We start from the raw sequence: 26,313 nt of genomic DNA, 5'->3' as shown, positions 1-26,313 counted from the left end.
CGCGAGATCACCGACGACCACGCGCCCGGCGACCATCCGAACAGCGACCGCGACGAGCTGCACGACATCTACCGGTCGTGGCGCTCGGTCGCCCACTCCTACCCCGGCACGCGCGTGCTCGTCGGCGAGATCTGGCTGCCCGACGTCGCCCGCTTCGTGAAGTACCTCCGCGCCGACGAGATGCACACGGCGTTCAACTTCGACTTCCTCGCCCGGCCGTGGGACGCCGCCCAGCTGCGGGAGTCGATCGAGCAGACCCTCGCCGCGCACGCCCCCGTGCAGGCGCCGAGCACCTGGGTGCTCTCGAACCACGACGTCACGCGCCCCGTGACCCGCTACGGGCGGGACGACTCGTCCTTCGCCTTCCTCGCCAAGCGCTTCGGAACCCCGACCGACCTGTTCCGGGGGACTCGTCGGGCGCGCGCGGCCGCGCTGCTCACCGCGGCCCTCCCGGGCAGCCTGTACCTCTACCAGGGCGACGAGCTCGGGCTTCCGGAGGTCGAGCTGCCGCGCGAGGCGCTGCAGGATCCGATGCACTTCCGCTCGGGCGGCGTCGACCCGGGTCGTGACGGGTGCCGCGTGCCGCTGCCCTGGACCGTCGACGGCCCGTCGTTCGGGTTCGGCGCCTCGGAGCGGCCGTGGCTCCCCCAACCGGCCGACTGGGGCGGCTACTCGGTCGCCGCCGAGGAGGCCGACCCGGCGAGCATGCTGCACCTCTACCGGGCGGCCCTGCGCATCCGCCGCGACGAGCCCGCCCTCGGCGACGGACCGCTCGAGTTCCTCGATCTCGGCCTCGACGTGCTCGCGTTCCGACGCGGCGACGGGTTCGTGTCGATCACCAACTTCGCCGGCACCGGGCTCGCGCTCCCCGCGGGAGAGCTCGTCCTGGCCAGCGAGGAGCACAGCCCCGGCGTGCTTCCCCCCGACTCCACGGCGTGGCTGCGCATCCCCGCCGTCGGAGATCACTGAACACTCCACCCACACCAAGTAGAAAGACAGGCATGACGATGAAGTCACGGAAGGTGATCGCGGCAGGCGCCGCGATCGTCACCCTCGCGGCCCTCGTGGGCTGCACGGCCGGCGGCAGCGGGTCGGGCAAGACCGAGCTGCGCGTCGCGACGTTCCCGCCCGGCGCCGACGCCGCCGCCTACGAGGCGTTCGCCGAGCAGGAGGCCCAGTTCGAGGCCGAGAACCCCGACATCGACGTCGTCGGTGTCGAGTACGAGTGGAAGGGTCCGACGTTCGCGGTGCAGCTCGCCGCGGGGTCCCTCCCCGACGTCTTCACGGTGCCGTTCACCGACGCGAAGACGCTCCTCGAGAACGGCCAGCTCATGGACGTCACCGCCGAGATGGACGCCCTCGGCTACACCGACAGTTTCAACCCGATCATCCTCGACGCCGTCACGGGCGCCGACGGGAAGTACTACGGCTTCCCGCGCCAGGCGTACGCGATGGGGCTGCACTACAACCGCGACCTCTTCGAGGCGGCCGGGCTCGACCCCGACGCCCCGCCGACGACGTGGGACGAGGTGCGCGAGGCCGCGAAGGCCATCTCCGACGCGACCGGCAAAGCCGGCTTCATGGAGATGACGATGAACAACACGGGCGGCTGGCAGCTCGTCGCGGCCTCGGTCGCGCGCGGCGGCAGCATCCAGCAGGACGACGGCGACGGCACCTACACGTCGACGATCAACAACCCGGGCACCGTCGCGGCGCTCGAGTACCTCCAGGCGCTCCGCTGGGAGGACGACTCCCTGGGCAGCAACTTCCTGCTCGACTGGGGCTCGATCAACCAGGAGTTCGCGGCCGGCAACATCGGCATGTACACGTCGGGGTCCGACGTCTACACGGCGCTCGTGCGGGACTTCGGGCTGAACCCCGACTCGTACGGTCTCACCGTCATGCCGCTCGAGGGCGACGACGCGGGTGTGCTCGGCGGCGGCGACATCGCCGTCATGAGCCCGTCGATCGACGCCGCGACGAAGGCCGCCGGTGTGAAGTGGATCGACTGGTACTACATGCAGAAGCTGCTGAACGAGGATGCCGCCAAGCGCGACGCGGAGGCGCTCGTCGCCTCCGACCAGGCGGTCGGCACCCCCGTCCTCCCGGTGCTCGACCAGGCCACCTACGAGGAGTCGCAGCAGTGGATCGCGGAGTACGTCAACGTGCCCCTCGACCAGATGTCGGGCTTCTTCGACGGCATCTTCGCGCAGACCCCGGTCGGCGAGCCGAAGGGCAGCACGCAGGCGATCTACGCGCTGCTCGACCCGATCGTTCAGGCGGTGCTGACCGACCCGAACGCCGACATCGACGCGCTGCTCACCCAGGCCGACAAGGACGCCCAGGCGCTCCTCGACGGCAACTGAGGACACACGACATGACCGCTCCCGCGCAGCCCCGGCGTCTCCGGCGCCGAACCCCGCTCACCTGGCTGCGCGGGGGCGGCCTGTCGAATCTGCTCTTCCTCGCCCCGATGATCGTGGTGTTCGCCCTCTACTCGTGGGGCCCCATCCTGCAGACCGTGTGGATGGCGTTCCAGAAGACGAACCTCATCACGTCGCAGTTCGTGGGCCTGCAGAACTTCGTGAACGTGCTGAACGACCCCGTGCTCCCGACGGCGGTGCTCAACACCCTGTACTTCGCGCTCCTCGCCCTCCTCCTCGGGTTCCCCGTGCCGATCGTGCTCGCGGTGCTCATGAGCGAGGTGCGCCGGGCGAAGGGCCTCTACAGCGTCCTCGCCTACCTCCCCGTCGTCGTGCCGCCGGTCGTCGCGGTGCTGCTCTGGAAGTTCTTCTTCGACGCCTCGCCGACCGGGGTGTTCAACACGATCCTCGGCTGGGTCGGGCTCGGGCCCTTCCCGTGGCTGCAGAGCGCGTCCTCGGCGATGCCGTCGCTCGTGCTCGAGGCGACGTGGGCCGCGGCCGGCGGCAGCGTGATCATCTACCTCGCCGCGCTGCTCTCGGTGCCGCCCGAGCTCTACGACGCGGCCGAGGTGGACGGCGCCGGCATCGGGCGCAAGATCTGGCACGTGACCCTGCCGCAGCTGCGGGGCGTCATCTTCGTGATGCTCATCCTCCAGGTGCTCGCGACCGCGCAGGTCTTCCTCGAGCCCTTCCTGTTCACGAGCGGCGGCCCGAACAACGCGACCGTGACGGTGCTGCTGCTCATCTACCGCTACGCGTTCCAGAACAGCCTCGGCGGGAACTACGGCGAGGCGACGGCGCTCAGCCTGCTGCTCGCGATCGTGCTCGCCGTGCTGTCGTTCGCGTACTTCCAGGCCACCAAGCGTTGGAGCAGCTCATGACCACGACCGCCCCGACCGACGAGGCCCCCGCCCTCGAGAGGCCCGAGCGCGACTCCGACCAGCCCGACCGCGGCATCCTCTCCGTCTTCGATCGCCGTCGCCCGGGCGTCAAGGTCGCGATGGTCGGGGTGCACGCCGTGCTGCTCACGGGTCTCGTCGTCGCCGGGCTCGGACCGATCCTGTGGCTCGCGAAGGCCGCCGTCACGACGACGCAGGACAGCATCCAGCAGCCGCTCGCGCTCTTCCCGAGCGGGATCGACGCGGCGAACCTCACCCAGGCCTGGCTCGACGTCGAGGTGGGGCAGTACTTCGGCAACACGCTGATCCTCGCCTTCGGCGCCTGGATCACCCAGCTGTTCGTCGCGACGACGGCGGGCTACGGGCTCTCGGTGCTGCGACCGCGGTACGCGAAGGCACTCAACGCGGCCGTGCTCGCGACGCTCTTCATCCCGTCGGTCGTGCTGCTCGTTCCGCTCTACCTCACGGTCGTGCGACCGGTCATCGGCGTCTCGCTGCTCAACAACTACTGGGGCGTCTGGCTGCCGGCGACGGCGAACGCGTTCAGCATCGTGCTCGTGACGCGGTTCTTCGACAACCTGCCGCGCGAGATCTTCGAGGCCGCGCGGGTCGACGGGGCGGGGGCGTTCCGCGTGTTCTGGTCGATCGTGCTGCCGATGTCGCGGCCGATCCTCGGGGTGGTGTCGGTGTTCGCCCTCATCGCGAGCCTCAAGGACTACCTGTGGCCGTCGCTCATCCTCACCGAACCCGACATCCAGTCGCTCGGCGTGCGATTGCCGGCGATCCAGTCGTTCGTCGAGATCGACGTGCTGCTCGCGGCCCTGGCGATCGCGACGACGATCCCGATCGCGCTGTTCCTCGTGTTCCAGCGGGTGTTCCTGCGCAGCGCCGGACTCGGGGGAGCGGTGAAGGGCTAACCCGCGAGCGTTCGATCCTCGCCCTCGCGGGAGGGCTGCGCGGCGGCGTGCTCCTCGGGGATATCCTCGAGCGGGATGCCGTTGACGGTCACGACCTCCCAGCGGGCTCCGTCGGCTCGCACCATCGACACCGACCCGTTGTCGATCCCCGGCACGGGGCGCCCGGCGAGGCGCGCGAGCGTGTAACGGATGATCGTGCCGTGGCAGACGACGAGCACCGCGCCGTCGGGGTGGTCGGCGGTGATCAGGGCGAGCGCCTCCGTGCCGCGCGTCGCGACGGCGTCGAGGCTCTCCGCACCCGGGTACTCGCGCGTCGGCCAGCGCTCGATCGCGGCGGCCGACGAGGTGCCCTCGAGCGGCCCGTAGTCGCGCTCGACCAGTTCCGGGTAGGCCTCGCCGAGCGGGATGCCGAGGCCGTCGGCGATGATCTGCGCGGTCTCGCGGGCGCGCCGCAGCGGCGAGCTCACGACGGCGTCCCACGGGCGCGAACGCAGCGTCATGAGCGCGTCCTCGGCCTGCGCGCGGCCGGTGTCGTTGAGCGGGATGTCGCTCGACCCCTGCAGCAGCCCGTCGCGATTCCAGTCGGTCTGGCCGTGCCGGATGAACGCGACGATCATGCGACCATGGTCCCATGGCGACGTGGTCCCTCGGCTCGGCCCTCAAAGGGCTCTTCGCCCGCGCGACGATCGACGACTCGACCTGGGACGACCTCGAGGACGCCCTTCTCTCGGCCGACTTCGGACCCGACCTCACCGAGGCGCTCGTCGCCGAGCTGCGCGAGAAGGTGCAGCGCTTCCGCACGACCGACCCGGCCGACCTCCAGCGGATGCTGCGCGAGACGATCGAGGAGCGGCTCGCCCGCCTCGACTCGACCCTCACGCTGAGCGCCCGCCCCGCGGTCGTGCTCGTCGTCGGAGTCAACGGCGTCGGCAAGACGACGACGATCGGGAAGTTCACGAAGTTCCTCACGAACTACGGGCGCTCGGTCGTCGTGGGCGCCGCCGACACCTTCCGCGCCGCCGCCGTCGAGCAGCTCGCCACGTGGGCGGAGCGCGGCGGCGCGCAGATCGTGCGACCCCAGGCGCCGGGGCAGGACCCCGCGTCGGTCGCGTTCCAGACCGTCGAGAAGGCGCGGGCCGAGGGCATCGAGATCGTGCTCATCGACACGGCCGGGCGCCTGCAGACGAAGAGCGGCCTCATGGACGAGCTCAGCAAGGTGCGCCGCGTCGTCGAGAAGCTCGAGCCGATCGCGGAGGTGCTGCTCGTGCTCGACGCGACGACGGGGCAGAACGGCCTCGCGCAGGCGGAGGCGTTCATCGAGCACGCCGGGGTGACGGGTCTCGTGCTCACGAAGCTCGACGGGTCGGCGAAGGGCGGTTTCGTGCTCGCCGTGCAGGAGAAGACGGGCATCCCGATCAAGCTCGTCGGGCAGGGCGAGGGGATCGGCGACCTCACCGGCTTCACGCCGCACGTCTTCGCGCAGCAGCTCGTCGGCTGACGTCCGGCGTCGCGACGGGGGCGTTCCACCCGCGCCTCACCCGCCTCTACAGTGAGAGCGTGTCCGCTCCCGACGTGTACGTGAGCCCGACCCGGGTGCCTGCGGCGATCGCCGTGCTCCTGGCGGTGCTCGGGGTCGCGGGTGTCGTGCTGAGCCTGCCGATCGGCATCTCGGCGGCCCTCGACGGGAGCGGGTCGGGCGCCGGCCTGTACACGGTGCTCGTGGGGCTGTCCGCCCTCGCTCTGCTGGCCGCGGTCGTGCTCGCGATCGTCTGCCTGGTGCGCGGGCTCTCGCGCTACCTCGCCGGCCTCGCGCTCCTCCTCGTGGTCGTGCCGATCCTCGTCGTCGTCGTGTCGGTGCTCACGGGGTCGGGCGCGTGAGCCCCGCCCCGGTGCGTGCACCCGGCGTGCTCGACGTCGCGGCCGGCGTCTCCCTCGTGCTCGTGTCGGTCGCGATCGTCGGACTGCCGCCCGCGAGCACCGACCTGCAGGTGTCGCCGTCCTCCGCGGGCGCCGCGATCGCGGCCGCCGTGCTCGGGGCGATGGGGCTCGTCGGCTGCTGGATCGCCGCATCCCTCCGCTCTCGACGCGTGCCGGTCGGGGTGCTGCTGCTGGTCGCGGGCATCGCGCTGTGGGCGGTCATGCTGCTCGTCGCGGAGCCGTCGCTCGGCTGGCGTCTCGGCGTCGTGACCGTCGGTCTCGTCTCGGAACTGCTCGTCGCGATCGGCTGGTTCGTGCTGCGCGGGTACCCGCCGGTCGCCTACGTGGCGCTGCTCGCGCTCGTCGCGGGCGCGGCGGTCGTCGCGCTGGCGCCGACGCTCACGGTCGTGCTCGTCGGACTTCTCGGCGGGCCGCTCGTGGCGTTCGCGGTCGCGTTGCCCGTGCTGCGGGCTCAGGCCCCTTCGGCGTCGCGGTAGAGCTTCGACCGCGGCACGTAGCGCGCCGCGTTCGCGTGCAGGCCCGCCACCTCCGCGTCGGTGAGCTCACGCCGCACCTTCGCGGGTACGCCGGCGACGAGCGACCGGGGCGGCACGACGGTGCCCTCGAGCACGAGCGCGCCCGCGGCGACGAGGGTCTGCGCCCCGAGAACGGCGCCGTTGAGCACCGTGGCGTTCATGCCGATGAGGCAGCCGTCTTCGACGACGCAGCCGTGCACGATCGCGCCGTGCCCGATGCTCACGTCCTCGCCGATGATCGTGGGGCTGCCCGACTCGGTGTGGATGACGGCGTTGTCCTGCAGGTTGCTGCGGGCGCCGAGCACGATCTCGTCGATGTCGCCGCGCATGACGGCGCCGTACCAGACGTTCGCGTCGGCGGCGATGCGCACCCGGCCGATGACGGTCGCGTTCGGGGCCACCCAGGCCTCGGGGTCGATCTGCGGGCGGTGTCCGTCGAAGGGGACGAGGAGGGCCATGCGCTCAGCCTAGGATCGCCGGGCGCCGCCGCGCCCCGACCCCGCCTAAGCTGTCCCCCGACATGGCAGCCTTCTCCAACCTCTCCGACCGCCTCACCGCGACCTTCCGGAACCTCCGCACCAAGGGCAAGCTCACGCCCGCCGACGTCGACGGCACGGTGCGCGAGATCCGCCGCGCCCTGCTCGACGCCGACGTCGCGCTCGAGGTCGTCAAGGAGTTCACCGGCACGGTGCGCGAGCGCGCGCTCTCCGACGAGGTCAACAAGGCCCTCAACCCGGCCCAGCAGGTCGTGCAGATCGTCAACGAGGAGCTCGTCGGCATCCTCGGCGGGCAGCAGCGGCGCCTCGAGTTCGCGAAGAAGCCGCCGACGGTCATCATGCTCGCGGGCCTCCAGGGCGCGGGTAAGACGACCCTCGCGGGCAAGCTCGCGAAGCACCTCAAGAAGGAGGGGCACACGCCGCTCCTCGTCGCGAGCGACCTCCAGCGCCCCAACGCCGTCACCCAGCTCCAGGTCGTCGGCGACCAGGTCGGCGTGCCGGTCTACGCCCCCGAGCCGGGCAACGGCGTCGGCGACCCCGTGCGCGTCGCGAAGGACGGGGTGAAGGAGGCCGAGCGCAAGCAGTACGACACCGTCATCGTCGACACCGCGGGCCGCCTCGGCATCGACGCCGAACTCATGACGCAGGCGTCGAACATCCGCAGAGCCGTCGACCCCGACGAAGTGCTCTTCGTGATCGACGCGCTCACCGGTCAGGATGCCGTCACGACCGCCCGGGCCTTCCAAGAGGGGGTCGACTTCACGGGCGTCGTGCTCACCAAGCTCGACGGCGACTCGCGCGGCGGCGCCGCGCTCTCGGTCGCGTCGATCACCGGCCGCCCGATCATGTTCGCCTCCACGGGCGAGGGGCTGGACGACTTCGAGCCGTTCCACCCCGACCGCATGGCGAGCCGCATCCTCGACCTCGGCGACATCCTCACCCTCATCGAGCAGGCGCAGAGCGCGTTCGACGAGGAGGAGGCGAAGAAGGTCGCCGAGAAGTTCGCGACCGACACCTTCACGCTCGACGACTTCCTCACGCAGATGCAGCAGCTGCGCAACATGGGCTCGATCAAGGGCATGCTCGGGATGCTGCCCGGCGCCCGCGGGATGCGCGAGGCGCTCGACAACTTCGACGAGCGCGAGCTCGTGCGCACCGAGGCGATCATCCAGTCGATGACGAAGGCCGAGCGCACCACCCCGAAGCTGCTCAACGGCTCGCGCCGCCTGCGCATCGCGAAGGGCTCGGGATCGACCGTCACCGACGTCAACCAGCTCGTCATGCGCTTCGAGCAGGCCGCCAAGATGATGAAGACCGTCGCGAAGGGCGGCGTGCCGCAGGTGCCCGGCATGGGTCCGATCCCGGGCGGCTCGTACGGCGGCGGCAAGAGGAAGCCGCAGCCGAAGAAGGGGTCGCGCAGCGGCAACCCCGCGAAGCGCGCGGCCGAGAACGCCGCGCGGGCGGCGGGTGGCGTCGCGCCGACGAACGCGGGCGGCGGGGCGTTCGGCCTCGGCGGCGGCGCGAAGAGCGGCCCGACCCCGGAGGAGCTCGAGGCTCTGCAGAAGATGCTCGGGCGATGACCCGGCCCGTGCGGGTCGGCGTGCAGGTCACCAACCAGCACGCGACGTACCCGCAGCTCCGGGATCGCGTCGCCGAGCTCGAGCAGCTCGGCGTCGACCTGATCTTCAACTGGGATCACTTCTTCCCGCTCACGGGAGACCCCGACGGGGCGCACTTCGAGGCGTGGACGATGCTCGGGGCGATCGCCGAGCAGACTTCGCGCGTCGAGTTCGGTCCGCTCGTGAACTGCAGCGCCTACCGCAATCCCGACCTGCAGGCCGACATGGCGCGCACGCTCGACCACATCTCGGGCGGCCGCTTCGTCTTCGGCACCGGCTCGGGCTGGTTCGAGCGCGACTTCGCCGAATACGGCTACACGTTCGGCACGCCCGGATCGCGGCTCGACGCCCTCGCCGAGGATCTGCCGCGCATCCGTGCCCGCTGGTCCGCGCTCAACCCGGCTCCCGTGCGCCGCATCCCGATCCTCATCGGCGGGGGAGGGGAGCGGAAGACGCTGCGGATCGTCGCCGAGCACGCCGACATCTGGCACTCGTTCGCCGACCCCGACACCTACACCGCGAAACTCGGCGTGCTGCGCCACTGGTGCGACGAGGTCGGACGCGACGTGTCCGAGATCGAGCTCTCCACCGGCACGACCGTGCGTGGGCTGGGCTCGCTCGACCGGACCGCGCTCGACCGCTACCGCGAGCTCGGGGTGACGCTCTACGAGATCGCCCTCGACGCGACCGCCGATCTCGCACCGGTGCGCGACCTGCTCGCCTGGCGTGACAGCGTCTCCTGAACGGCGGCTTCGGGTGGCGTGACGTCCGGAACCCGCTGTCGGGCGTCGTCGGTCGTCCGTAGCGTGAGCGGATGACCTCCTCCCGCGGGCTGCTGCTCGGCGCCGTCGCCTTCACGTTCCTGGCGTGGGCGAGCGCGTTCGTCGTGATCCGCGGGGTCGGTCCGTTCCTCGACGGCGGGCCGCTCGCGCTGGGCCGTCTCGTCGTCGGCACGGTCGCGCTCGGCATCCTCGCCCTCCTGGCGCGCCGCTGGGTGTGGCCGACGCGGCGCGAGTGGGTGCAGCTCGCCGTATACGGCGTCGCCTGGTTCGGCGCGTACAACGTGGCCCTCAACACGGCGGAGCAGACGCTGGATGCCGGCACCGCGGCGATGATCGTCGGCATCGGGCCGATCCTCATCGCCCTCGGCGCGGGGGTGTTCCTCGGCGAGGGCATCCCGCGCTGGCTCGCGATCGGGGCGGCGGTCGCCTTCTCGGGCGTCGTGCTCATCGGAGTCGGCACGCTGCTCGCGTCGGGCACCGCGCATCCGTTCGACCTCGTCGGCGCCGTGCTCGCCCTCGTCGCCGCCGTCACCTACGCGATCGGCGTCATCGCGCAGAAGCCCGTCGTGCGCCGCATCCCGGCCGTGCAGGCCACCTTCCTGGGCTGCGCGATCGGACTCGTCGTGTGCCTGCCGTTCGCCCCGCTCCTCGTCGAGCAGCTCGCCGTCGCACCGCCGTCGGCGTGGTGGGGCACGGTGTACCTCGGCGTCGTGCCGACCGCGCTCGCCTTCACGACGTGGGCGTACGCGCTCAGCCGGATGCCGGCCGGCCAACTCGGGATCGCGAGCTACCTCTCGCCGCCGCTCGCGACCCTCATGGGCTTCCTCGCGTTCCAGGAGATCCCGCATCCGCTCGCCCTCGCCGGCGGCGTGATCTGCCTCGTCGGCGTCGCCCTGTCGCGGCGCCGGACCGTCGTGCGCGAGCAGCTCGCGAATCCCGTCGCCCCGGAGTGAGCCGGGGGTGGTCGCCGGACGCCCCGGAATCTGCCAGAATGGTCCGTTGGGTCCCGGTGTCCGACCCTCTATCCGACACCGACTCATCGAAAACTTGTTCTGCCCGAGTGTGCACCCCACGCTCACGGCGCAGTTCGTCCACGCTGCACCACACATCTGGAGATAACTCTTGGCTGTCAAGATCCGCCTCAAGCGGCTCGGCAAGATCCGCGCCCCGTACTACCGCATCGTCGTCGCCGACTCGCGCACCAAGCGCGACGGTCGCGTGATCGAGGAGATCGGCAAGTACCACCCCACCGAGGAGCCCTCGTTCATCGAGATCGACTCCGAGCGTGCCCAGTACTGGCTCGGCGTCGGCGCGCAGCCGACCGAGCAGGTCGCCGTGCTCCTCAAGCTCTCGGGCGACTGGGGCATCTTCACGGGCGAGAAGGGTGCGACGAGCACCATCAAGACCAAGGAGGCGAAGGCGGAGTTCTCGGTCGACGAGAAGAAGAAGCCCGTCCTCAAGCCGAAGGCCGAGAAGGCCGCGCCGAAGGCCGAGGAGCCCGCCGAGGCCCCCGCCGAGGAGACCGAGGCCGTGACCGAGGCCGAGGCCACGGCCGACGAGCCCGCCGGTGCCGAGGCCGCCGCCGACGAGGCGCCCGCCGCCGACGAGGCGCCCGAAGCCTCGGGCGACGAGAAGTAATCATGCTGCAGTCCGCCCTCGAGCACCTCGTCAAGGGAATCGTCGACAATCCGGACGACGTCCGGGTGCAGTCGTCGACGTCTTCGCGCGGCGAGCTGCTCGAGGTGCGGGTGCACCCCGACGACCTGGGCCGCGTCATCGGCCGCTCGGGTCGCACGGCGAAGGCGCTCCGTCAGCTCGTGACGGCCCTCGCCGACGGTCAGCGCGTGCGCGTCGACGTCGTCGACACCGACGAGGCGTGAACGCCCGCAAGGCTCCGCCTCCGGGCACGACGCAGTTGCGCGTCGGACGGCTCCTGAAGGCCCACGGGCTCAAGGGCGCCCTCAAGCTCGAGCTCTTCACCGACGAGCCCGAACGCCGTTTCGTACCGGGCGCGACCTTCACCCTGCAGGTGCCCACGTCATCCCCGTGGCACGGCAAGTCGCTCGAGCTCACCGAGCTCCGCTGGTACAACAGCCAGCCCGTCGGCTTCTTCCAGGACGTCGACGACCGCACCGTCGCCGAGTCCCTCGTGCGCGCCATCCTCTGGGTCGACCAGGACGCCGCCGAGCTCCCGACCGAGCCGGACGCCTGGTACGACCACCAGCTCGTCGGCCTCCGAGCGGTGCGCGACGGCGTCGACGTGGGACGCATCGCGCGCGTCGACCACTTCCCGGCGCAAGACCTCCTCGCGATCGAGACCGGCTCCGGCGAGGTGCTCGTCCCCTTCGTCGCGGCGATCGTGCCGACCGTCGACCTCGCCGGGGGCACCGTGACGCTCACCCCGCCCGCGGGGCTCTTCGAGGAGCTCCCCGACGACGAGCCCGCCGCCTCCGCCGGCTCCGAGACGCCCGCCGCCTCCGAGACGCCCGCCGCCCCCGAGGCGTCCGCCGCCCCCGAGGCGTCTTAACGCTCTGCGACACGCTCGATCGTCGATCAGAGATCGATGAAGCGTCCGGATCCAGAGCGCTGCACGCCGTGCACCGCCCGCCAGCGGTGTTCTCGTCGGCGGATGATATCGACGACCGCGATCACGATCGCGTCGAGGTCGTCGATCACGCGGCGATAGCTCGGACGTAGGACGATGTAGCCGCGCCGCACGAGCTCGCGGTCCCGATCCCTGTCGCGCTCGAACGCATCGCGGTCGCCGTGCCAGGTGAAGCCGTCGGCCTCGATGACGAGCCGGTCGCCGATCAGGAGGTCGACCCGTCCGACTCCTGGGATGACGACTTGACTCCGCAGCCGGATGCGACGGCTTCGGAGAGCGAGGCGGATGAGCGTCTCGATTCCCGACTCCGCGGCCGGATCCATGAGCTCGAGCACGCGGCGACCCTTCGGGCTCGCCGCGAGGAGGTCGCGCAGGCGGCTGAGGCCGAGGAGACGGCGGTTCGCCAGCGAGTCGACGACCACGACGAGGGCGCGCAGATCGGTACATCCGAGCGCACACTCGAGTGCCTCCTCGATCTCGTCGACGCCCGGGCCGACGCGGAGAGGTGTCCAGTGGAGCCGGACACCGGCGACTCGGCGGAACCTCACCCCCGAGGACAGGCGCACGTGGATCGCGCTCGATTCGAGCGTCCACGCTCCGTGAAGCCGCAAAGCGGCAAGACACGTGAGCCGGCCTCCGATGCGGGCCGCTGTCGCCACCTCGGGCGGAGTGCGCGGAGTCGCGTACCACCCGCGGCGGACCCGGATGATCCTGCCTGCCGCGACCTGGGTGGCCACCTCGTCCGTCCCCCATCCCCGGGCGGCGAGTGAGCGGGTGCTGAAGAGTTCGTCGGGCATGGGAGCAGGCTCGCGCGCAACGCTCTCGGGAGGGGGCCGTCATCGACGACCGGTGGACGAGGATCCCGAACCGAGAGCGTTGAGGACGGCCCCGATAGCCTGAAGCCGTGCGCATCGACGTCGTGACGATCTTCCCCGAGTTCTTCTCGGTGCTCGACGTCTCCCTCCTCGGCAAGGCCCGCCAGACCGGCGCCCTCGACATCCGCGTGCACGATCTGCGGGAGTGGACGCACGACCGTCACCGCACGGTCGACGACACCCCGTACGGCGGCGGCGCCGGCATGGTGATGAAGCCCGAGCCGTGGGGGGAGGCGCTGGATGCGCTCCTGACGCCCGCGAGCACCGTCGTGTTCACGACCCCCGCCGGCAGCCTCTTCACGCAGGGCGCCGCCCGCGACCTCAGCACGAGGGAGCACGTCGTGTTCTGCTGCGGACGCTACGAGGGCATCGACCAGCGCGTCCTCGACTACGCCCGCACCCGGGCCCACGTGCTCGAGCTGAGCCTCGGCGACTACGTGCTCAACGGGGGAGAGGTCGCCGCGATGGCGATGATCGAGGCCGCCGGGCGCCTCGTGCCGGGGGTCGTCGGCAATCCCGACAGCCTCGTCGAGGAGAGCCACGAAGACGGCCTGCTCGAGTATCCGAGCTACACGAAGCCCGCCGTCTGGCGCGACCTCGAGGCGCCGCCCGTGCTGCTCTCCGGCAACCACGGCGCGATCGCCGCGTGGCGTCGCGAGCAGCAGTTCGAGCGCACCCGTCGCACGCGCCCCGACCTCCTGCCGCCGGGCGCGGACGAGCTGCCGTGAAGTTCTAGGAGGAGCGCGCCGTCAGCACGACCGGACCGTCCTCCGTCACGGCGATCGTGTGCTCGACGTGGGCGCCGCGCGAGCCGTCCTTGCTGCGCAGGGTCCAGCCGTCGGCGTCGGTGTAGATCTTGTCGGTCGTCTGCAGGAACCACGGCTCGACCGCGAACACGAGTCCTGCCTTGAGCGGGAAGCCGCGGCCCGCGCGCCCGTCGTTCGGGATGTGCAGGTCGCCGTGCATCACGCGGCCGACGCTGTGGCCGCCGAAGTCGAGGTTGACCTTGAGCTTGTGCGCATGCGCGACGTCGCCGATCGCGGCCGAGATGTCGCCGATCTTGTTGCCGAGCACGGCGGCGGCGATGCCGGCCTCGAGGGCCTCCTCGGCGATCGCGATGAGGCGCAGATCCTCGTCGCGGGGAGTGCCGACGACGATCGAGAGGGCCGAGTCGGAGACCCAGCCGTTCACCGAGGCGGCGAAGTCGAGCGACAGCAGGTCGCCGTCTCGCAGCGCATAGTCGAAGGGCAGCCCGTGCAGCACGGCGTCGTTGACCGAGGTGCAGATGACCTTGCCGAACTTCGAGCCGCCGAACGACGGGTGGTAGTCGATGTAGCAGCTCTCGGCGCCCTCGGCGCGGATCATGTCGTGCGCGAGCGCGTCGAGCTCGAGCAGGTTGACCCCGACCGCCGCGGCGTCGCGGGTGGCTTCGAGCACTCGGGCGACGAAGGCCCCGGCGGCCTTCATCTCCTCGATCTCGGTCGGGGTGCGCAGTTCGATCACCGCGAAAGCCTAACCGGATGCCGCGGCCGCGGTTGGAGGGGAGCGGCCCGGTGTGGCAAGATGTCTCCTTGTGCTCCGGCACGGTCCTGCCTCAGAGGGACCGACGGTGCCCCACCCGATCGGGTCAGGAGCACGATCCGAATCATCACCCTGAAACCGCGCCCGATCTGAGGCGGTCGCAGAGAGCGAAATCCCATGCACATCCTCGACGACGTCGACGCCGCCTCTCTCAAGACGGACATCCCCGACTTCCGCCCCGGTGACACCGTCAAGGTGCACGTCAACATCATCGAAGGCTCGCGCTCGCGCATCCAGGTCTTCCAGGGTGTCGTCATCGGCCGCTCGAACGAGGGCGTCCGCGAGACCTTCGTCGTGCGCAAGGTCTCCTTCCAGGTCGGCGTGGAGCGCACGTTCCCGGTGCACTCGCCGGTCATCGACCACATCGAGATCGTCACCCGCGGTGACGTGCGCCGCGCGAAGCTCTACTACCTGCGCAACCTCCGCGGCAAGAAGGCCAAGATCAAGGAGAAGCGCGACAGCTGAGCTGTCCCGCCCGTTCTTCCGCGACGCGCGCGGTCTCGTTTCCCGAGGCTGCGCGCGTCGTGCTTTCCCGGCGCGCTCCCCGCCTATGCTGATCCGGAACCCAGGGGTGACATGACGAATCAGGATGCGCTGCCCGAGCGCCCGGACCGACGGCCGACCACGGCCTCCGGCGACACCGCGAGCGTCGCGGAGACCCGCCCGAAGCGGAAGAAGCTGCGCGGATGGAAGGCGTTCCTGCGCGACGTCGCCGTCATCCTGGTCGCAGCGGTCGTCATCTCGTTCCTCATCAAGACGTTCCTGATCCGCTCGTTCTACATCCCGTCGGAGTCGATGCAGGACACGCTGCAGGTCAACGACCGCATCATCGTGAACGAGCTCGTGCCGAACCTCATGCCGATCGAGCGCGGCGACATCGTCGTGTTCCGCGACCCGGGCGGCTGGCTCGACCCGGAGCCCGAGCCGGAGCAGAACCCGGTCGTCGCGTTCTTCGACTGGCTGCTGTCGATCATCGGCCTCACGGCGCCCGACTCGAACGATCACCTCATCAAGCGCGTCATCGGCCTGCCGGGCGACAACGTCGCCTGCTGCAACGAGTTCGGACAGATGATGGTCAACGGCGTGCCGCTCGAGGAGCCCTACGTGCTGTTGAGCCCGGGAGCCACCAAGGTGTCGCGCGACGACTTCGACGTCACCGTCCCCGAGGACTCGCTCTGGGTCATGGGCGACAACCGCTACAACTCGCAGGACTCGCGGTACAACCAGGACAAGCCGGGCAAGGGCTTCGTGCCGTTCGACAACGTCGTGGGCCGGGCCATCCTCATCTCCTGGCCGATCGACCGCTGGACCTGGCTCGACAACTATCCGATCGTCTTCTCGGGCGTCGAGGAGGGCTCCTCCGAGACCTCGACCCCGCAGCCCGAGCCGACGCCGACCCCGACGGGCTGATCCGATGGTGTCGACGGTTCCGACGCTGCGGCTCGAACGCGCGCTGCTGCGTGAGGGCGCGCGGCTCGTGATCGGGATGGACGAGGTGGGTCGCGGCGCGATCGCCGGCCCCGTCGCGGTGGGGCTGAGCGTCGTCGACCTCGCCACCCGCACCGCGCCCGAGGGACTCAAGGACTCGAAGCTGCTCGCCGAGCCCCGCCGCGAGGAGCTGCAGCCGAAGGTCGCCCGCTGGAGTCGTCACGCGGCCGTCGGCATGGCGTCGAACGAGCGCATCGAGCAGATCGGCATCATCGCCGCCCTCGGTATCGCCGCGAAGCGCGCCCTCGACGCCGTGCGCGAGGAGGGCGTCGACCTCATCGGCGCGGTCGTGCTGCTCGACGGATCCCACGACTGGCTCACGCCCGCGCTCGGCGACTCGTACCGCGGGGCGCTGCGGGTGACGACGAAGGTGAAGGCCGACCGTTCGTGCGCGGCCGTCGCCGCTGCGTCCGTGCTCGCGAAGGTCGCGCGCGACCGCCTCATGATCGAACGGGATGCCGTCCATCCGGGCTACGTCTGGACGAGCAACAAGGGGTACGCGTCGGCCGAGCACTACGCCGGCATCGCGACGCACGGCGCGAGCGCCCTCCACCGCTGGAGCTGGCTCAAGCAGCCGGGACTCTTCGACCTCGACCCGGCGGTCGCTAGCTAGACTCGTCGCAATGGATGACGACGACATCGAGGACTACGACCGCGAGGTCGAGCTGGCCCTCTACAAGGAGTACCGCGACATCGTCGGACAGTTCCGCTACGTCGTCGAGACGGAGCGGCGCTTCTACCTCGCCAACGAGGTCACGCTCGAGCGCAAGGACACCGAGCACGACTTCTACTTCGAGCTCACGATGAGCGACGTGTGGGTGTGGGACGTCTACCGGTCCGACCGCTTCGTGAAGAGCGTGCGCGTGCTGACGTTCAAAGATGTCAACGTCGAGGAGCGGGCCGATCAGGATCTCAAGCTCCCGAAGGAGCTCGCGCTCGACGAGTGAGCCTCACCAGCTCCCGGTGAGGGCCGCGATCGCCGCGAGGATGAACGCCGCGGCGAGCGTGAGCCCGATCGCGACGAGCACGATGTGCACGACGAGGAACGTCGTCGGCTTCCCCTGCGCGTCGCGGGCCCGCGGGTCCTTCGCGACACGGCGCAGGAAGAACGGCCAGGTGAGGATGTTGAAGGCCGCTCCGGCGAGGAGCAGGCCGGCGAGGGCGGGGATCACCCTCCCATCCTGACGGCTCGAGCCGCGTCCTCCCCACCCCGACGCCGCGGGGCCGTTCCGCCGACCGCGCTCCGTGATCTCCGGGAGCCCTCCCGTCCCGCGATCCTCGTCGCATGGCGGCGAAAGACGAACTGGGCAGGCGCGGGGAGCGCATCGCGGAACGGGCGCTCGTCGCGCGCGGCTACGAGATCCTCGACCGCAACTGGCGCTGCCCCGACGGCGAGATCGACCTCGTCGGCCGCGACGGCGCCGCCCTCGTCTTCATCGAGGTGAAGACCCGCAGCTCGACCCGGTACGGGCATCCGTTCGAGGCGATCACGCCCGGGAAGCTCTCGCGCCTGCGGCGGCTCGCGGCAGCCTGGATGCGCGACCGCGGTCCGGTGCGCGGCGTCGAGCGACTGAGGGTCGACGCGATCGGCGTCATCGTCCCGCGCGACGCCCCCGCGACGATCGAGCACCTCGAGGGCATCTTCTGATGGGCGCCGCCTGATGCCGCACGTCGCCCGCACCCACGCGATCGCCCTCCTCGGTCTCGACGGCACCGTCGTCGACATCGAGGCCGACATCTCGAACAACCTCCCCGCGTTCGTGCTCATCGGGCTGCCCGACCTCGCGCTCGGGCAGGCGCGCGAGCGGGTGCGTGCCGCGGCGGCGAATGCCGGATGCCCGATCACCTCCCGCAAGCTGACGATCAACCTCTCGCCCGCGGCGCTCCCCAAGCACGGCACGGCGTTCGATCTGGGCATCGCGATGGCCGCCCTCGCCGCCGACGGCGTCGTGCCGTCGTCGTCGGTCGACCGCGTCGTGCATCTCGGCGAGCTCGCGCTCGACGGACGCCTCCGGCCGACGCCCGGCATCCTGCCGTCCGTGCTCGCCGCGGCCCGCGCGGGGTTCCGCACGGTGCTCGTCCCCGCCGGCAACGCCGCCGAGGCCGCCCTCGTGGACGGCGTCGAGATCGTGCCGGTCGGATCGGTGCGCGACGCGGCGATCTGGCACGGCGCCGACCTCGACCCGATCGACGTCGAGCCGCTCCTGCTGCCGCCCGCGCCGCCCGACGCCGCGCGGGACGAGGGCGACCTCGCCGACATCGTCGGCAACCGGGATGCCGTCGAGGCGCTCCAGGTCGCCGCGGCGGGCGGCCACCACCTCTTCCTGCTCGGACCGCCCGGCGCCGGCAAGACGATGCTCGCGAGCCGACTGCCCGGCATCCTGCCCGACCTCGGCGTCGAGGCGGCGCTCGAGGTCTCGTCGCTCCGGTCGCTGTCCGGGATGCCGGTGGGCGAGCGTCTGCGCGTGCGGCCGCCGCTCGAGACGCCGCACCACACCGCCTCTCCCGCGGCGATCGTCGGCGGAGGGTCGGGGGTGCTGCGGCCGGGTGCCGCGGCCCGCGCCGCCCACGGCGTGCTCTTCCTCGACGAGGCGCCCGAGTTCAGTCCGCACGCCCTCGATGCCCTCCGGCAGCCGCTGGAGTCGGGCGTCATCACGATCTCGCGGGCCGCCGGGTCCGCCCGCTTCCCCGGGAGGTTCCAGCTCGTGCTCGCCGCCAACCCCTGCCCGTGCGGCAACGCCGGGTCGCGCGACCAGGAGTGCATCTGCACGCCGTTCGCGCAGCGCCGCTACCTCGGACGGCTCTCCGGTCCGCTGCTCGATCGGGTCGACATCCGGCTGCGCGTCGACCGCATCACCGCCGCGCAGTTGCGCACGGCCGACGAGGCGCCGCGCATCGACTCGGGCGTCGCCCGACGCCGGGTCGCTCGCGCGCGCGAGGTGGCGCGGCGACGTCTGGCGGCGACGCCGTGGCGGCTCAACGCGGAGGTGCCGGGCACCTGGCTGCGGTCGCCCGCCGGAGTCCCCGCCCGGGGTGCGACCGCGGCGCTCGACCGGGCGCTCGAGCGCGGCGGCATCACGATGCGCGGCTACGACCGCGTGCTGCGCCTCGCCTGGACCCTCGCCGACCTCGACGAGGCCGCCCGCCCCGACGCGAGCCACGTCGGCCGCGCCCTGCTCCTGCGGAGGGCCGCCGCATGACGCGCGTACCCGGATCCGAGCTCGCGAGCCTCGTCCGCGCCGTCACGCGCCCCGACCACGATCGCGACGCGCTGGCCGACCGGTACGCGCGGGCGCGCTGGACCGGGCTCGCCGAACCCGGCGACGCCGACGCCTGACGCCTCGTCGCCGCCGTCGGAGCGGCGCGGGCGATCGACCTCGCCGCCGCGGCCTCGGCGTCCGAGCTCGCCGACGTCGCGGGCGGCTCCTTCGAGGATGCCGTCGCGCGCTGGCAGCCCCGGCTGCGCACCCTCGACACCGCGCTGCACCTCCGGCAGGGCGCACGCTTCGGGGCACGGCTCGTCGTGCCGGGCGACCCCGAGTGGCCGGTCGGCGTCGACGACCTCGGCGACCACGCGCCGCCCGCACTCTGGGTGCGCGGCCGTGCCGAGCTGCTCGGCGGGCTCGACCGGTCGATCGCGATCGTCGGGGCCCGGGCCGCGACCGGCTACGGGGAGCACGTCACGATCGAGGCGGCGAGCGGCCTGGTCGACCGGGGCTTCGCGATCGTCTCGGGAGCGGCATTCGGCATCGACGGCGCCGCCCATCGCGCGGCCCTCGCGAGCGGCGGAGCCACCGTGGCGTTCCTCGCGGGCGGGGTGGATCGCTTCTACCCGAGCGCGCACGAGACGCTGCTCACGCGCATCGTCGAGCGCGGGGCCGTCGTCTCCGAGGTGCCGTGCGGGGTCGCCCCCACCAAGTGGAGGTTCCTGCAACGCAATCGGCTCATCGCGGCCGCGAGTCGGGCGACGGTCGTCGTCGAAGCCGGCTGGCGGTCGGGGTCGCTCAACACCGCCGGTCATGCGGCGCAGCTCGGTCGCCCGCTCGGCGCGGTGCCCGGGCCGGTCACGTCGTCGGCGTCGTCGGGATGCCACCGCCTCATCCGCGAGTACGACGCGGTGTGCGTCACCTCGGCCCAGGAGATGGCCGAACTCGTGGATCCGGCGGCGTCGACCCTCCCGACGCGGGAGACGTCGAGCCCCGCCCGCACCCGGGTGCTCGACGCCCTCGGCCGCACCGGCCAGGACGTCGACCGGCTCGCGGCGACGGCGGGCATGGCCGTCGACGCGGTGCGCGCCGAGCTCGGGATGCTCGAACTCGACGGCCTGGTGGTTCAGGGGCCGACCGGGTGGCGTCGTGCGGCGGGGTAGTGGGCGCCGATCCGCCAGGCTCGGGTCGGAGCGACACCGGGGACGCGTAGAGTGCGCGCATGGTGCAACTGGGCCAGTTCCCTCCGGCGCGGCACGTGATCGCGCACATCTCCGACACCCACCTCCTCGCCGGCGGACGGGCGCTCTACGGGGCGGTCGACACCGATCCGCCGCTCATCCGCGCGCTCGACCAGCTGCACCGGTCGAACCTGCCGATCGAGGCGATCGTGTTCACGGGAGACCTCGCCGACCTCGCCGAGCGCGACGCCTACGTGCGCCTCCGCTCGATCGTCGAGCCCGCCGCGGCACGGATCGGCGCGAAGATCGTCTGGGTCATGGGCAACCACGACGAGCGTCCGGCGTACTCCGAGGGCCTCTTCGGCGAAGCGAGCACCGCGCCGCAGGACCGCGTCGAGCTGATCGGCGGGCTGCGCATCATCTCCCTCGACTCGACCGTGCCGGGCTACCACCACGGCGAGCTCGCCGACTCCCAGCTCGACTGGCTGCGGGACGTGCTGGCCGAGCCCGCCCCCGACGGCACGCTGCTCGCCCTCCACCACCCGCCGCTCCCGTCGCCCGTCGAGATCATGGCGATCCTCGAACTCCAGCAGATGCACCGCCTCGCCGAGGTCGTGCGCGGCACCGACGTGCGCGGCATCCTCGCCGGGCACCTCCACCACGCGATGTCGGGCATGTTCGCCGGCATCCCCGTCTCCGTCGCGGCGGCCACCTGCTACACGATCGACGCGTCGGCGCCCGCGGGCAGCCTGCTCGGCGTCGACGGCGCGCAGTCGGTCAACCTCGTGCACGTCTACGACGACCAGATCCTGCACACCGTCGTGCCGGTGAACGAGACGCGCCCGGTGTCGGGATTCCCCGACTCGGTGCTCAACCGCCTCGCCGAACTCACGCACGAGCAGCGCATCGAGGCGTTCTCGAACAAGAACTCGACGTTCAACCTCGCCGAGGTGGAGGCGAGCGGCGCGCCCGAGTAGCCCGGCGCGCCCGAACGGCTCCGGCCCGGCGAGGGCGCATCCTGGTGCCGTGGACCTCCGCGGCGCGATGGACGGATACCTCCGTCACCTCGAACTCGACCGCGGTTTCAGCGCGCACACGATCCGCGGCTACCGCACCGACCTGCTCGACCTCGCCGGCTTCGCCGAGGAGACGGATGCCGACGACACCTCCGCGGTCGACCTCGAGCTGCTGCGCGGCTGGCTGTGGCGCGGCTCGACCGCGGGGCTCGCGAAGTCGACCCTCGCCCGCCGCAGCGCCGCCGCTCGCGGGTTCACGCGGTGGCTCGCCGCGACGGGCACGACCCCGACGGATGCCGGCGCCCGACTCAGGGCTCCGCGTCCCGATCGCCACCTGCCGCGCGTGCTCACCCGCCCGCAGGTCGACGGGCTGCTCGACGATCTCGCCGCCCGCGCGGCGACGGGGGAGTCCAACGCCGTGCGGGATCTCGCCGTCGTCGAGTTGCTCTACGCGTCGGCCCTCCGCGTGAGCGAGATCGTCGGCGCGCGCACGGCCGACCTCGACCTCGAGCGCAGAACGCTCCTCGTGCTCGGCAAGGGCGGCAAGGAGCGCGTCGTGCCGTTCGGCATCCCGGCCCGACGGGCGCTCGCCACGTACCTCGACGACGCGCGCGCGGCCCTGCTCGACGGCCGCGACGACCCGGGCACGATCTTCCTCGGCGCCCGCGGCCGGAGCCTGAGCACGCGCGCCGTGTACGAGCTCGTCGCGCACCTGCTCGTCGACCTCCCCGGCGCGGGACCCGCGGGGCCCCACGCGTTCCGGCACACGGCCGCGACCCACCTGCTCGACGGCGGCGCCGACCTCCGTGCCGTGCAGGAGCTGCTCGGCCACGCGAGCCTCGCGACGACGCAGATCTACACGCACGTCTCGTCGGAGCGGCTCAAGGAGTCGTACCGGCTCGCCCATCCGCGCGCCTAGCTAGCGCGAGTCACTCCAGCGGGTAGAGCACCGAATGCTCGAGTCCGCCCAAGAAGAGCAGCGGGTTCACGTAGCCGCCGTCGATCCGCGCGCCCAGGTGCAGGCAGCCTCCCGCGCAGCGACCGGGGAGGAGCATCCCGATCACCTGGCCGCGCGCGACGCGGTCGCCCGTCGCGACGAGCGGCTCGACGGGCTCGAACGACGAGAGCACCCCGCCCGCGTGCCGGATCGAGACGACGGGACGGTCGACGACGAAGCCCGCGAAGTGCACCACCCCGGCGGCGGGCGCCCGCACCTCGGAGCCGGGGGAGGCGCGGATGTCGATGCCTCGGTGTCCCGAGGCGTACGGCGTGGGCGGGGCGAGGAACGGACGGGCGATCGGACGCGGAGCCTCGACCGGCCACGACCAGATCGGCTCGGACCCGGGCTCGCCCGTCGGGGCGGCCGCGACGAGGAGCATCGCCGCGACCGCCCCGAGAATCCGCCGCCACCGCATGACGGCATCCCAGCGCACGCCCGCGGGGGAGGAGGGCGCGCAGCAGGGCGCGGGGGAGAGGCGACCCCGTGCCGCACCGGGGAGGACTCAGAACAGCTCGCCGCACGCCTGCGCGAACAACTCGCCCGCGTCGCACGCGTGGCCGCGACGGGTGAACCAGTCGCACACGCTGCGGCAGTCCCGCTCGAGGAGCGCCATCCCGTTCGGGTTCGCGACGACGTCGACGAGCTGCGGCAGGTCGATCGCGACGACGCGCCCCTCGTGCACGAGCAGGTTGTACGGCGAGAGGTCGCCGTGCGCGCATCCCTCGGCCGCGAGCCCGAGCACGATCGCGGCGACCTGCGCGAAGAGGTCGGCGAGCTCCGATCCCGACGCGTGCGAGGCCGCGAGGCGCGGCGCGGCCGTGGTGCCCGACCCGATGAACTCCATGAGCATCTCGGTGCCGCTCACCTGCACGGGATAGGGCACGGGGAGTCCACGGAGGTACAGGCGGGAGAGCGCGCCGAACTCGGCGTACGACCAGGCGACCGCCGCGACGCCGCGCCCGTAGCGGCTGCCGCGTTCGACGGCGCGCTGGTCGCGACTCTTCTTCTCGATGCCGCGTCCCTCGCGGTAGACGCTCGAGCGGTGGAAGTCGCGGTGGTCGGCCGACCGATACCGTTTCGCGGCGAGCAGCACGCCCGGGGTTCCCGGGATGGCGCGCTCGACGAGGAACACGTCGGCCTCCTTGCCCGTCTTGAGGATGCCGAGCTCGGTGTCCATCGCGTCGCGCGACGTGACGACCCAGTCGGGCCACGGCTGCGGGCCGCGCTCGCTCGGGGTGACGGAGGCCCAGGTGGACCAGCGCTGGCCGACGCCGGGTTCGACGTCGGCGAAATCGAAGGTGGGGACGACGAAGTCGTCGCCGAAGAAGTTGTTCAAGGAAGTGGCTCCGGATCGGAGGCCACCGGAGGAACGGGTTAGGCGGCGGCCTCGAGGGAAGGGGTCTGGATTCCGGACACGACGGCGTCGGTGTTCATCGGGTCCTCCCTTCGTCCAGAGCCTGGAGCGGCTGGAGGCAGCGTACTCCTCGCGGCGCTCCGCTGCTACACTTCCCCCAGCACCTCTTTCGGGAGGTGACTTCGCGTGCCCAGCAGCGTCAGCTGCAGACCAGCGGCAGCTCATCCCTCGGTCTCTTCGGAAGAAGAGCGGATGCGCGCCCGGGCACCAGGGATCCCGGCATCCGCCGCGGATCGGACAACTGAGAACACAAGGAGATCGGCCATGGCCGTCGTCACCATCCGCCAGCTGCTCGACAGCGGCGTGCACTTCGGACACCAGACCCGTCGCTGGAACCCGAAGGTGAAGCGCTTCATCCTCACCGAGCGCTCGGGCATCCACATCATCGACCTGCAGCAGTCGCTCGGGTACATCGACAAGGCGTACGACTACGTCAAGGAGACGGTCGCCCACGGCGGCACCGTGCTCTTCGTCGGCACCAAGAAGCAGGCGCAGGAGACGATCGAGAACGAGGCGAAGCGCGTGGGCCAGCCCTACGTGAACCAGCGCTGGCTCGGCGGCCTCCTCACGAACTTCCAGACGGTCTCCAAGCGCCTCGCGCGCATGAAGGAGCTCGAGGAGATCGACTTCGACGACACCACCAAGGGCTTCACCAAGAAGGAGCTCCTCATCAAGAAGCGGGAGCTCGACAAGCTCCACAAGACGCTCGGGGGCATCCGCAACCTGACGAAGACGCCGTCGGCGATCTGGGTCGTCGACTCCAAGCGCGAGCACCTCGCGGTCGACGAGGCCACGAAGCTCGGCATCCCGATCATCGGCATCCTCGACACGAACGCCGACCCCGACGAGCTCCAGTACCCGATCCCGGGCAACGACGACGCGATCCGCTCGGTGGCGCTGCTCACCCGCATCATCGCCGACGCCGCCGCCGAGGGTCTCGTGCAGCGTCACCAGGCGCCGGCCGCGGAGGGCAACGTGTCCGCCGTCGAGCCGCTCGCCGAGTGGGAGGCCGAGCTGCTCGGTGCGTCCGAGACGCCCGCCGCCGCCGAAGCCCCCGCCGCCGAAGCCCCCGCTGCCGAGGCGCCCGCTGCCGAGGAGCCGGCCGCCGAGGCCGAGGTCGGAGCGACGACCGAGGAGAACGACGCCGACGCGAAGGCCGACGCCGACCTCGCCGCCGGCGACCCGGAGATCGTCCCCGAGCACGCTCCCGAGTCGGACGCCGACACCGAGGCCAAGATCGAGGCCGAGGCGACCGATGACGAGAAGAAGCCGGCCGCGAAGAAGTAGTCGCGCCCCCTTCATTCACCCGCACGTAAGAACCACGAGTTAGGAAGCATCCATGGCGAACTTCAGCATGGAAGACCTCAAGGCGCTGCGCGAGAAGCTCGGCACCGGCATGGTCGACACCAAGAACGCACTCGTCGAGGCGGACGGCGACGTCGAGAAGGCGATCGAGATCCTGCGGCTCAAGGGCGCGAAGGGCAACGCGAAGCGTGCCGACCGCTCCACGAGCGAGGGCCTCATCGCGGTCGTCGAGTCGGCCACGGCCGTCACGATGATCGAGCTCGCCTGCGAGACCGACTTCGTCGCGAAGAACGACAAGTTCATCGCGCTCGCCGAGCAGGTCGTGCAGGCTCTTGCCGACTCCGGCGCCGAGACGGTGGATGCGGCGCTCGCCGTGCCCACCGCGGGTGGCACCGTCGGCAGCCTCATCGAAGACCAGGCCGCGACGATCGGCGAGAAGCTCGAGCTGCGTCAGGTCACGCGCATCGCCGGCGACAAGTTCGCCGTCTACCTGCACCGCACGAGCAAGGACCTGCCGCCGCAGATCGGTGTCGTCGTCTCCTACACGGGTGACGACGCCGAGACGGCGCGCAGCATCGCCCAGCACATCTCGTTCGCCGCGCCGATCTACCTGACGCGTGACGAGGTGCCGGCCACCGAGGTCGAGAACGAGCGCCGCATCGTCGAGACGATCAGCCGCGAGGAGGGCAAGCCGGAGGCCGCCCTCCCGAAGATCGTCGAGGGTCGCCTCGGCGCGTTCTTCAAGCAGGTCTCGCTCCTCGAGCAGGACTACGCGCGCGACAACAAGCTCGTCGTCGGCAACGTCGCGAAGGATGCCGGACTCACCATCACCGGCTTCGCGCGGTTCAAGGTCGGCGCGTAAGCGACACACTCAGCACGCCTGAGAAGGGCCGGGACGCCTGCGGTGCGTCCCGGCCCTTTTCTCTTCACTCACCGTGTTCTCACGGGGCGACCCGACGACCGTTGCACTGGGGGGTTATGCGGTCGTCGTGGTCTCTGCGGCCAGACTAGGTCGCGCATCCCGGGCGCTCGCTCTGCCTCCGCTGTGAGCA

General features: G+C 71.5%; 33 protein-coding genes. 26 read left to right on the top strand and 7 right to left on the bottom strand.

Translation table 11 applies throughout. The features are described 5' to 3' along the window. The 4 genes from ACO1X9_RS06115 to ACO1X9_RS06100 form a co-directional block, all read left to right on the top strand. A partial coding sequence (locus tag ACO1X9_RS06115) for an alpha-amylase family glycosyl hydrolase (RefSeq protein WP_486349926.1) occupies positions 1-969 on the top strand: 969 nt, incomplete at its 5' end. 32 nt (positions 970-1,001) lie between these two features. Then, on the top strand, positions 1,002-2,366 hold the full coding sequence (locus ACO1X9_RS06110; protein WP_449057374.1) for an ABC transporter substrate-binding protein: 1,365 nt from the start codon (positions 1,002-1,004) through the stop codon (positions 2,364-2,366). A gap of 11 nt (positions 2,367-2,377) precedes the next feature. Next, a complete protein-coding gene (locus ACO1X9_RS06105; protein WP_449057373.1) occupies positions 2,378-3,304 on the top strand; it encodes a carbohydrate ABC transporter permease in 927 nt (308 codons plus the stop codon). Continuing rightward, the gene (locus ACO1X9_RS06100) at positions 3,301-4,239 is read left to right on the top strand and encodes a carbohydrate ABC transporter permease (RefSeq protein WP_486349925.1); all 939 of its coding nucleotides are present in this window, start codon (positions 3,301-3,303) and stop codon (positions 4,237-4,239) included. The genes ACO1X9_RS06105 and ACO1X9_RS06100 overlap by 4 nt, the downstream gene beginning before the upstream one ends. On the opposite strand, the gene ACO1X9_RS06095 is transcribed toward ACO1X9_RS06100, so the two are convergent. Beyond that, positions 4,236-4,856: a histidine phosphatase family protein gene (locus ACO1X9_RS06095; RefSeq protein WP_486349924.1), complete on the bottom strand. Its 621-nt coding sequence runs from the start codon at positions 4,854-4,856 to the stop codon at positions 4,236-4,238. The two genes, ACO1X9_RS06100 and ACO1X9_RS06095, sit on opposite strands and share 4 nt — an antisense overlap. Positions 4,857-4,870: 14 nt before the next feature. Here ACO1X9_RS06095 and ftsY point away from each other — a divergent pair, with 14 nt between their 5' ends. The 3 genes from ftsY to ACO1X9_RS06080 are packed head-to-tail and all read left to right on the top strand — an operon-like array spanning position 4,871 to position 6,653. Next, positions 4,871-5,737 (top strand): signal recognition particle-docking protein FtsY, encoded by an 867-nt coding sequence (gene ftsY / locus ACO1X9_RS06090; protein WP_449057318.1) that lies wholly within the window; start codon positions 4,871-4,873, stop codon positions 5,735-5,737. Between the two features lie 59 nt (positions 5,738-5,796). Then, positions 5,797-6,117, top strand: coding sequence for a hypothetical protein (locus ACO1X9_RS06085; protein WP_449057317.1), 321 nt, complete (start codon positions 5,797-5,799; stop codon positions 6,115-6,117). Next, complete coding sequence (locus tag ACO1X9_RS06080) at positions 6,114-6,653, top strand: hypothetical protein (protein ID WP_486349923.1); 540 nt, start codon at positions 6,114-6,116, stop codon at positions 6,651-6,653. Before ACO1X9_RS06085 ends, ACO1X9_RS06080 begins: the two co-directional genes overlap by 4 nt. On the opposite strand, the gene ACO1X9_RS06075 is transcribed toward ACO1X9_RS06080, so the two are convergent. Next, the gene (locus ACO1X9_RS06075) at positions 6,629-7,150 is read right to left on the bottom strand and encodes a gamma carbonic anhydrase family protein (protein ID WP_449057315.1); all 522 of its coding nucleotides are present in this window, start codon (positions 7,148-7,150) and stop codon (positions 6,629-6,631) included. The two genes, ACO1X9_RS06080 and ACO1X9_RS06075, sit on opposite strands and share 25 nt — an antisense overlap. A gap of 62 nt (positions 7,151-7,212) precedes the next feature. Between ACO1X9_RS06075 and ffh the strand changes: the two genes are divergently transcribed. From ffh to rimM, 6 genes are all read left to right on the top strand, one after another. Continuing rightward, the gene (gene ffh / locus ACO1X9_RS06070) at positions 7,213-8,769 is read left to right on the top strand and encodes a signal recognition particle protein (protein ID WP_486349922.1); all 1,557 of its coding nucleotides are present in this window, start codon (positions 7,213-7,215) and stop codon (positions 8,767-8,769) included. After that, positions 8,766-9,551 (top strand): LLM class F420-dependent oxidoreductase, encoded by a 786-nt coding sequence (locus ACO1X9_RS06065; protein WP_486349921.1) that lies wholly within the window; start codon positions 8,766-8,768, stop codon positions 9,549-9,551. Before ffh ends, ACO1X9_RS06065 begins: the two co-directional genes overlap by 4 nt. 71 nt (positions 9,552-9,622) lie before the next feature. Next, positions 9,623-10,543: a DMT family transporter gene (locus ACO1X9_RS06060; protein WP_449057312.1), complete on the top strand. Its 921-nt coding sequence runs from the start codon at positions 9,623-9,625 to the stop codon at positions 10,541-10,543. Positions 10,544-10,712: 169 nt separating this feature from the next. Beyond that, positions 10,713-11,228, top strand: a complete 516-nt coding sequence (gene rpsP / locus ACO1X9_RS06055; RefSeq protein WP_486349920.1) for a 30S ribosomal protein S16 — start codon at positions 10,713-10,715, stop codon at positions 11,226-11,228. Between the two features lie 2 nt (positions 11,229-11,230). After that, positions 11,231-11,470 carry an RNA-binding protein gene (locus ACO1X9_RS06050; RefSeq protein WP_449057310.1) on the top strand — a complete coding sequence of 80 codons (240 nt, stop codon included), beginning with the start codon at positions 11,231-11,233 and terminating at the stop codon, positions 11,468-11,470. Then, positions 11,467-12,117: a ribosome maturation factor RimM gene (rimM, locus tag ACO1X9_RS06045; RefSeq protein ID WP_449057309.1), complete on the top strand. Its 651-nt coding sequence runs from the start codon at positions 11,467-11,469 to the stop codon at positions 12,115-12,117. The genes ACO1X9_RS06050 and rimM overlap by 4 nt, the downstream gene beginning before the upstream one ends. A 26-nt stretch (positions 12,118-12,143) precedes the next feature. Here the strand turns inward: rimM and ACO1X9_RS06040 are convergent, their stop codons facing one another. Then, positions 12,144-12,992, bottom strand: a complete 849-nt coding sequence (locus ACO1X9_RS06040) for a DUF559 domain-containing protein (RefSeq protein WP_486349919.1) — start codon at positions 12,990-12,992, stop codon at positions 12,144-12,146. Positions 12,993-13,099: 107 nt separating this feature from the next. Between ACO1X9_RS06040 and trmD the strand changes: the two genes are divergently transcribed. Then, positions 13,100-13,798, top strand: a complete 699-nt coding sequence (trmD, locus tag ACO1X9_RS06035) for a tRNA (guanosine(37)-N1)-methyltransferase TrmD (RefSeq protein WP_449055288.1) — start codon at positions 13,100-13,102, stop codon at positions 13,796-13,798. Positions 13,799-13,802: 4 nt separating this feature from the next. Here the strand turns inward: trmD and map are convergent, their stop codons facing one another. Further along, positions 13,803-14,573 carry a type I methionyl aminopeptidase gene (gene map / locus ACO1X9_RS06030; protein ID WP_486349918.1) on the bottom strand — a complete coding sequence of 257 codons (771 nt, stop codon included), beginning with the start codon at positions 14,571-14,573 and terminating at the stop codon, positions 13,803-13,805. Positions 14,574-14,768: 195 nt separating this feature from the next. Between map and rplS the strand changes: the two genes are divergently transcribed. The 4 genes from rplS (at position 14,769) to ACO1X9_RS06010 (ending at position 17,086) form a co-directional block, all read left to right on the top strand. Next, positions 14,769-15,116: a 50S ribosomal protein L19 gene (rplS, locus tag ACO1X9_RS06025; protein WP_449055286.1), complete on the top strand. Its 348-nt coding sequence runs from the start codon at positions 14,769-14,771 to the stop codon at positions 15,114-15,116. 111 nt (positions 15,117-15,227) lie between these two features. Then, the gene (gene lepB / locus ACO1X9_RS06020) at positions 15,228-16,061 is read left to right on the top strand and encodes a signal peptidase I (protein ID WP_449055285.1); all 834 of its coding nucleotides are present in this window, start codon (positions 15,228-15,230) and stop codon (positions 16,059-16,061) included. 4 nt (positions 16,062-16,065) lie between these two features. Continuing rightward, positions 16,066-16,752 (top strand): ribonuclease HII, encoded by a 687-nt coding sequence (locus ACO1X9_RS06015; RefSeq protein WP_486349917.1) that lies wholly within the window; start codon positions 16,066-16,068, stop codon positions 16,750-16,752. Between the two features lie 10 nt (positions 16,753-16,762). Further along, positions 16,763-17,086, top strand: a complete 324-nt coding sequence (locus ACO1X9_RS06010) for a DUF2469 family protein (protein WP_449055283.1) — start codon at positions 16,763-16,765, stop codon at positions 17,084-17,086. Positions 17,087-17,089: 3 nt separating this feature from the next. Here the strand turns inward: ACO1X9_RS06010 and ACO1X9_RS06005 are convergent, their stop codons facing one another. Then, entirely contained in the window at positions 17,090-17,311 is a 222-nt protein-coding gene (locus tag ACO1X9_RS06005) for an SCO4848 family membrane protein (protein ID WP_449055282.1), read from the bottom strand. Between the two features lie 113 nt (positions 17,312-17,424). Here ACO1X9_RS06005 and ACO1X9_RS06000 point away from each other — a divergent pair, with 113 nt between their 5' ends. From ACO1X9_RS06000 to ACO1X9_RS05975, 6 genes are read left to right on the top strand one after another with little or no spacing between them, the layout of a single operon-like run. Next, positions 17,425-17,787, top strand: a complete 363-nt coding sequence (locus ACO1X9_RS06000; RefSeq protein WP_449055281.1) for a YraN family protein — start codon at positions 17,425-17,427, stop codon at positions 17,785-17,787. A 13-nt stretch (positions 17,788-17,800) separates the two neighbouring features. Continuing rightward, a complete protein-coding gene (locus tag ACO1X9_RS05995) occupies positions 17,801-19,339 on the top strand; it encodes a YifB family Mg chelatase-like AAA ATPase (protein ID WP_449055280.1) in 1,539 nt (512 codons plus the stop codon). Further along, positions 19,336-19,476 (top strand): hypothetical protein, encoded by a 141-nt coding sequence (locus tag ACO1X9_RS05990; protein WP_486349916.1) that lies wholly within the window; start codon positions 19,336-19,338, stop codon positions 19,474-19,476. The genes ACO1X9_RS05995 and ACO1X9_RS05990 overlap by 4 nt, the downstream gene beginning before the upstream one ends. 33 nt (positions 19,477-19,509) lie before the next feature. Beyond that, positions 19,510-20,508 (top strand): DNA-processing protein DprA, encoded by a 999-nt coding sequence (gene dprA / locus ACO1X9_RS05985; protein WP_486349927.1) that lies wholly within the window; start codon positions 19,510-19,512, stop codon positions 20,506-20,508. A gap of 59 nt (positions 20,509-20,567) precedes the next feature. Beyond that, positions 20,568-21,503 (top strand): phosphodiesterase, encoded by a 936-nt coding sequence (locus ACO1X9_RS05980; protein ID WP_486349915.1) that lies wholly within the window; start codon positions 20,568-20,570, stop codon positions 21,501-21,503. Positions 21,504-21,552: 49 nt separating this feature from the next. Next, positions 21,553-22,461 (top strand): tyrosine recombinase XerC, encoded by a 909-nt coding sequence (locus ACO1X9_RS05975; protein ID WP_449055277.1) that lies wholly within the window; start codon positions 21,553-21,555, stop codon positions 22,459-22,461. Between the two features lie 10 nt (positions 22,462-22,471). On the opposite strand, the gene ACO1X9_RS05970 is transcribed toward ACO1X9_RS05975, so the two are convergent. Together ACO1X9_RS05970 and ACO1X9_RS05965 are read right to left on the bottom strand one after the other, a co-directional pair. Then, on the bottom strand, positions 22,472-22,957 hold the full coding sequence (locus tag ACO1X9_RS05970) for a M23 family metallopeptidase (protein WP_449055276.1): 486 nt from the start codon (positions 22,955-22,957) through the stop codon (positions 22,472-22,474). 87 nt (positions 22,958-23,044) lie between these two features. Continuing rightward, the gene (locus ACO1X9_RS05965; protein ID WP_449055275.1) at positions 23,045-23,878 is read right to left on the bottom strand and encodes a serine protein kinase RIO; all 834 of its coding nucleotides are present in this window, start codon (positions 23,876-23,878) and stop codon (positions 23,045-23,047) included. Between the two features lie 342 nt (positions 23,879-24,220). On the opposite strand from ACO1X9_RS05965, the gene rpsB reads away from it, so the two are divergent. Further along, complete coding sequence (rpsB, locus tag ACO1X9_RS05960; RefSeq protein ID WP_486349914.1) at positions 24,221-25,243, top strand: 30S ribosomal protein S2; 1,023 nt, start codon at positions 24,221-24,223, stop codon at positions 25,241-25,243. Between the two features lie 52 nt (positions 25,244-25,295). Next, entirely contained in the window at positions 25,296-26,123 is an 828-nt protein-coding gene (gene tsf / locus ACO1X9_RS05955) for a translation elongation factor Ts (RefSeq protein ID WP_486349913.1), read from the top strand. Positions 26,124-26,313 lie beyond the last annotated feature (190 nt).

The organism is Pseudolysinimonas sp., from assembly GCF_057350545.1.
The sequence above is the reverse complement of the archived record's forward strand: the minus strand, read 5'-3'. Positions and strand labels throughout refer to the sequence as shown.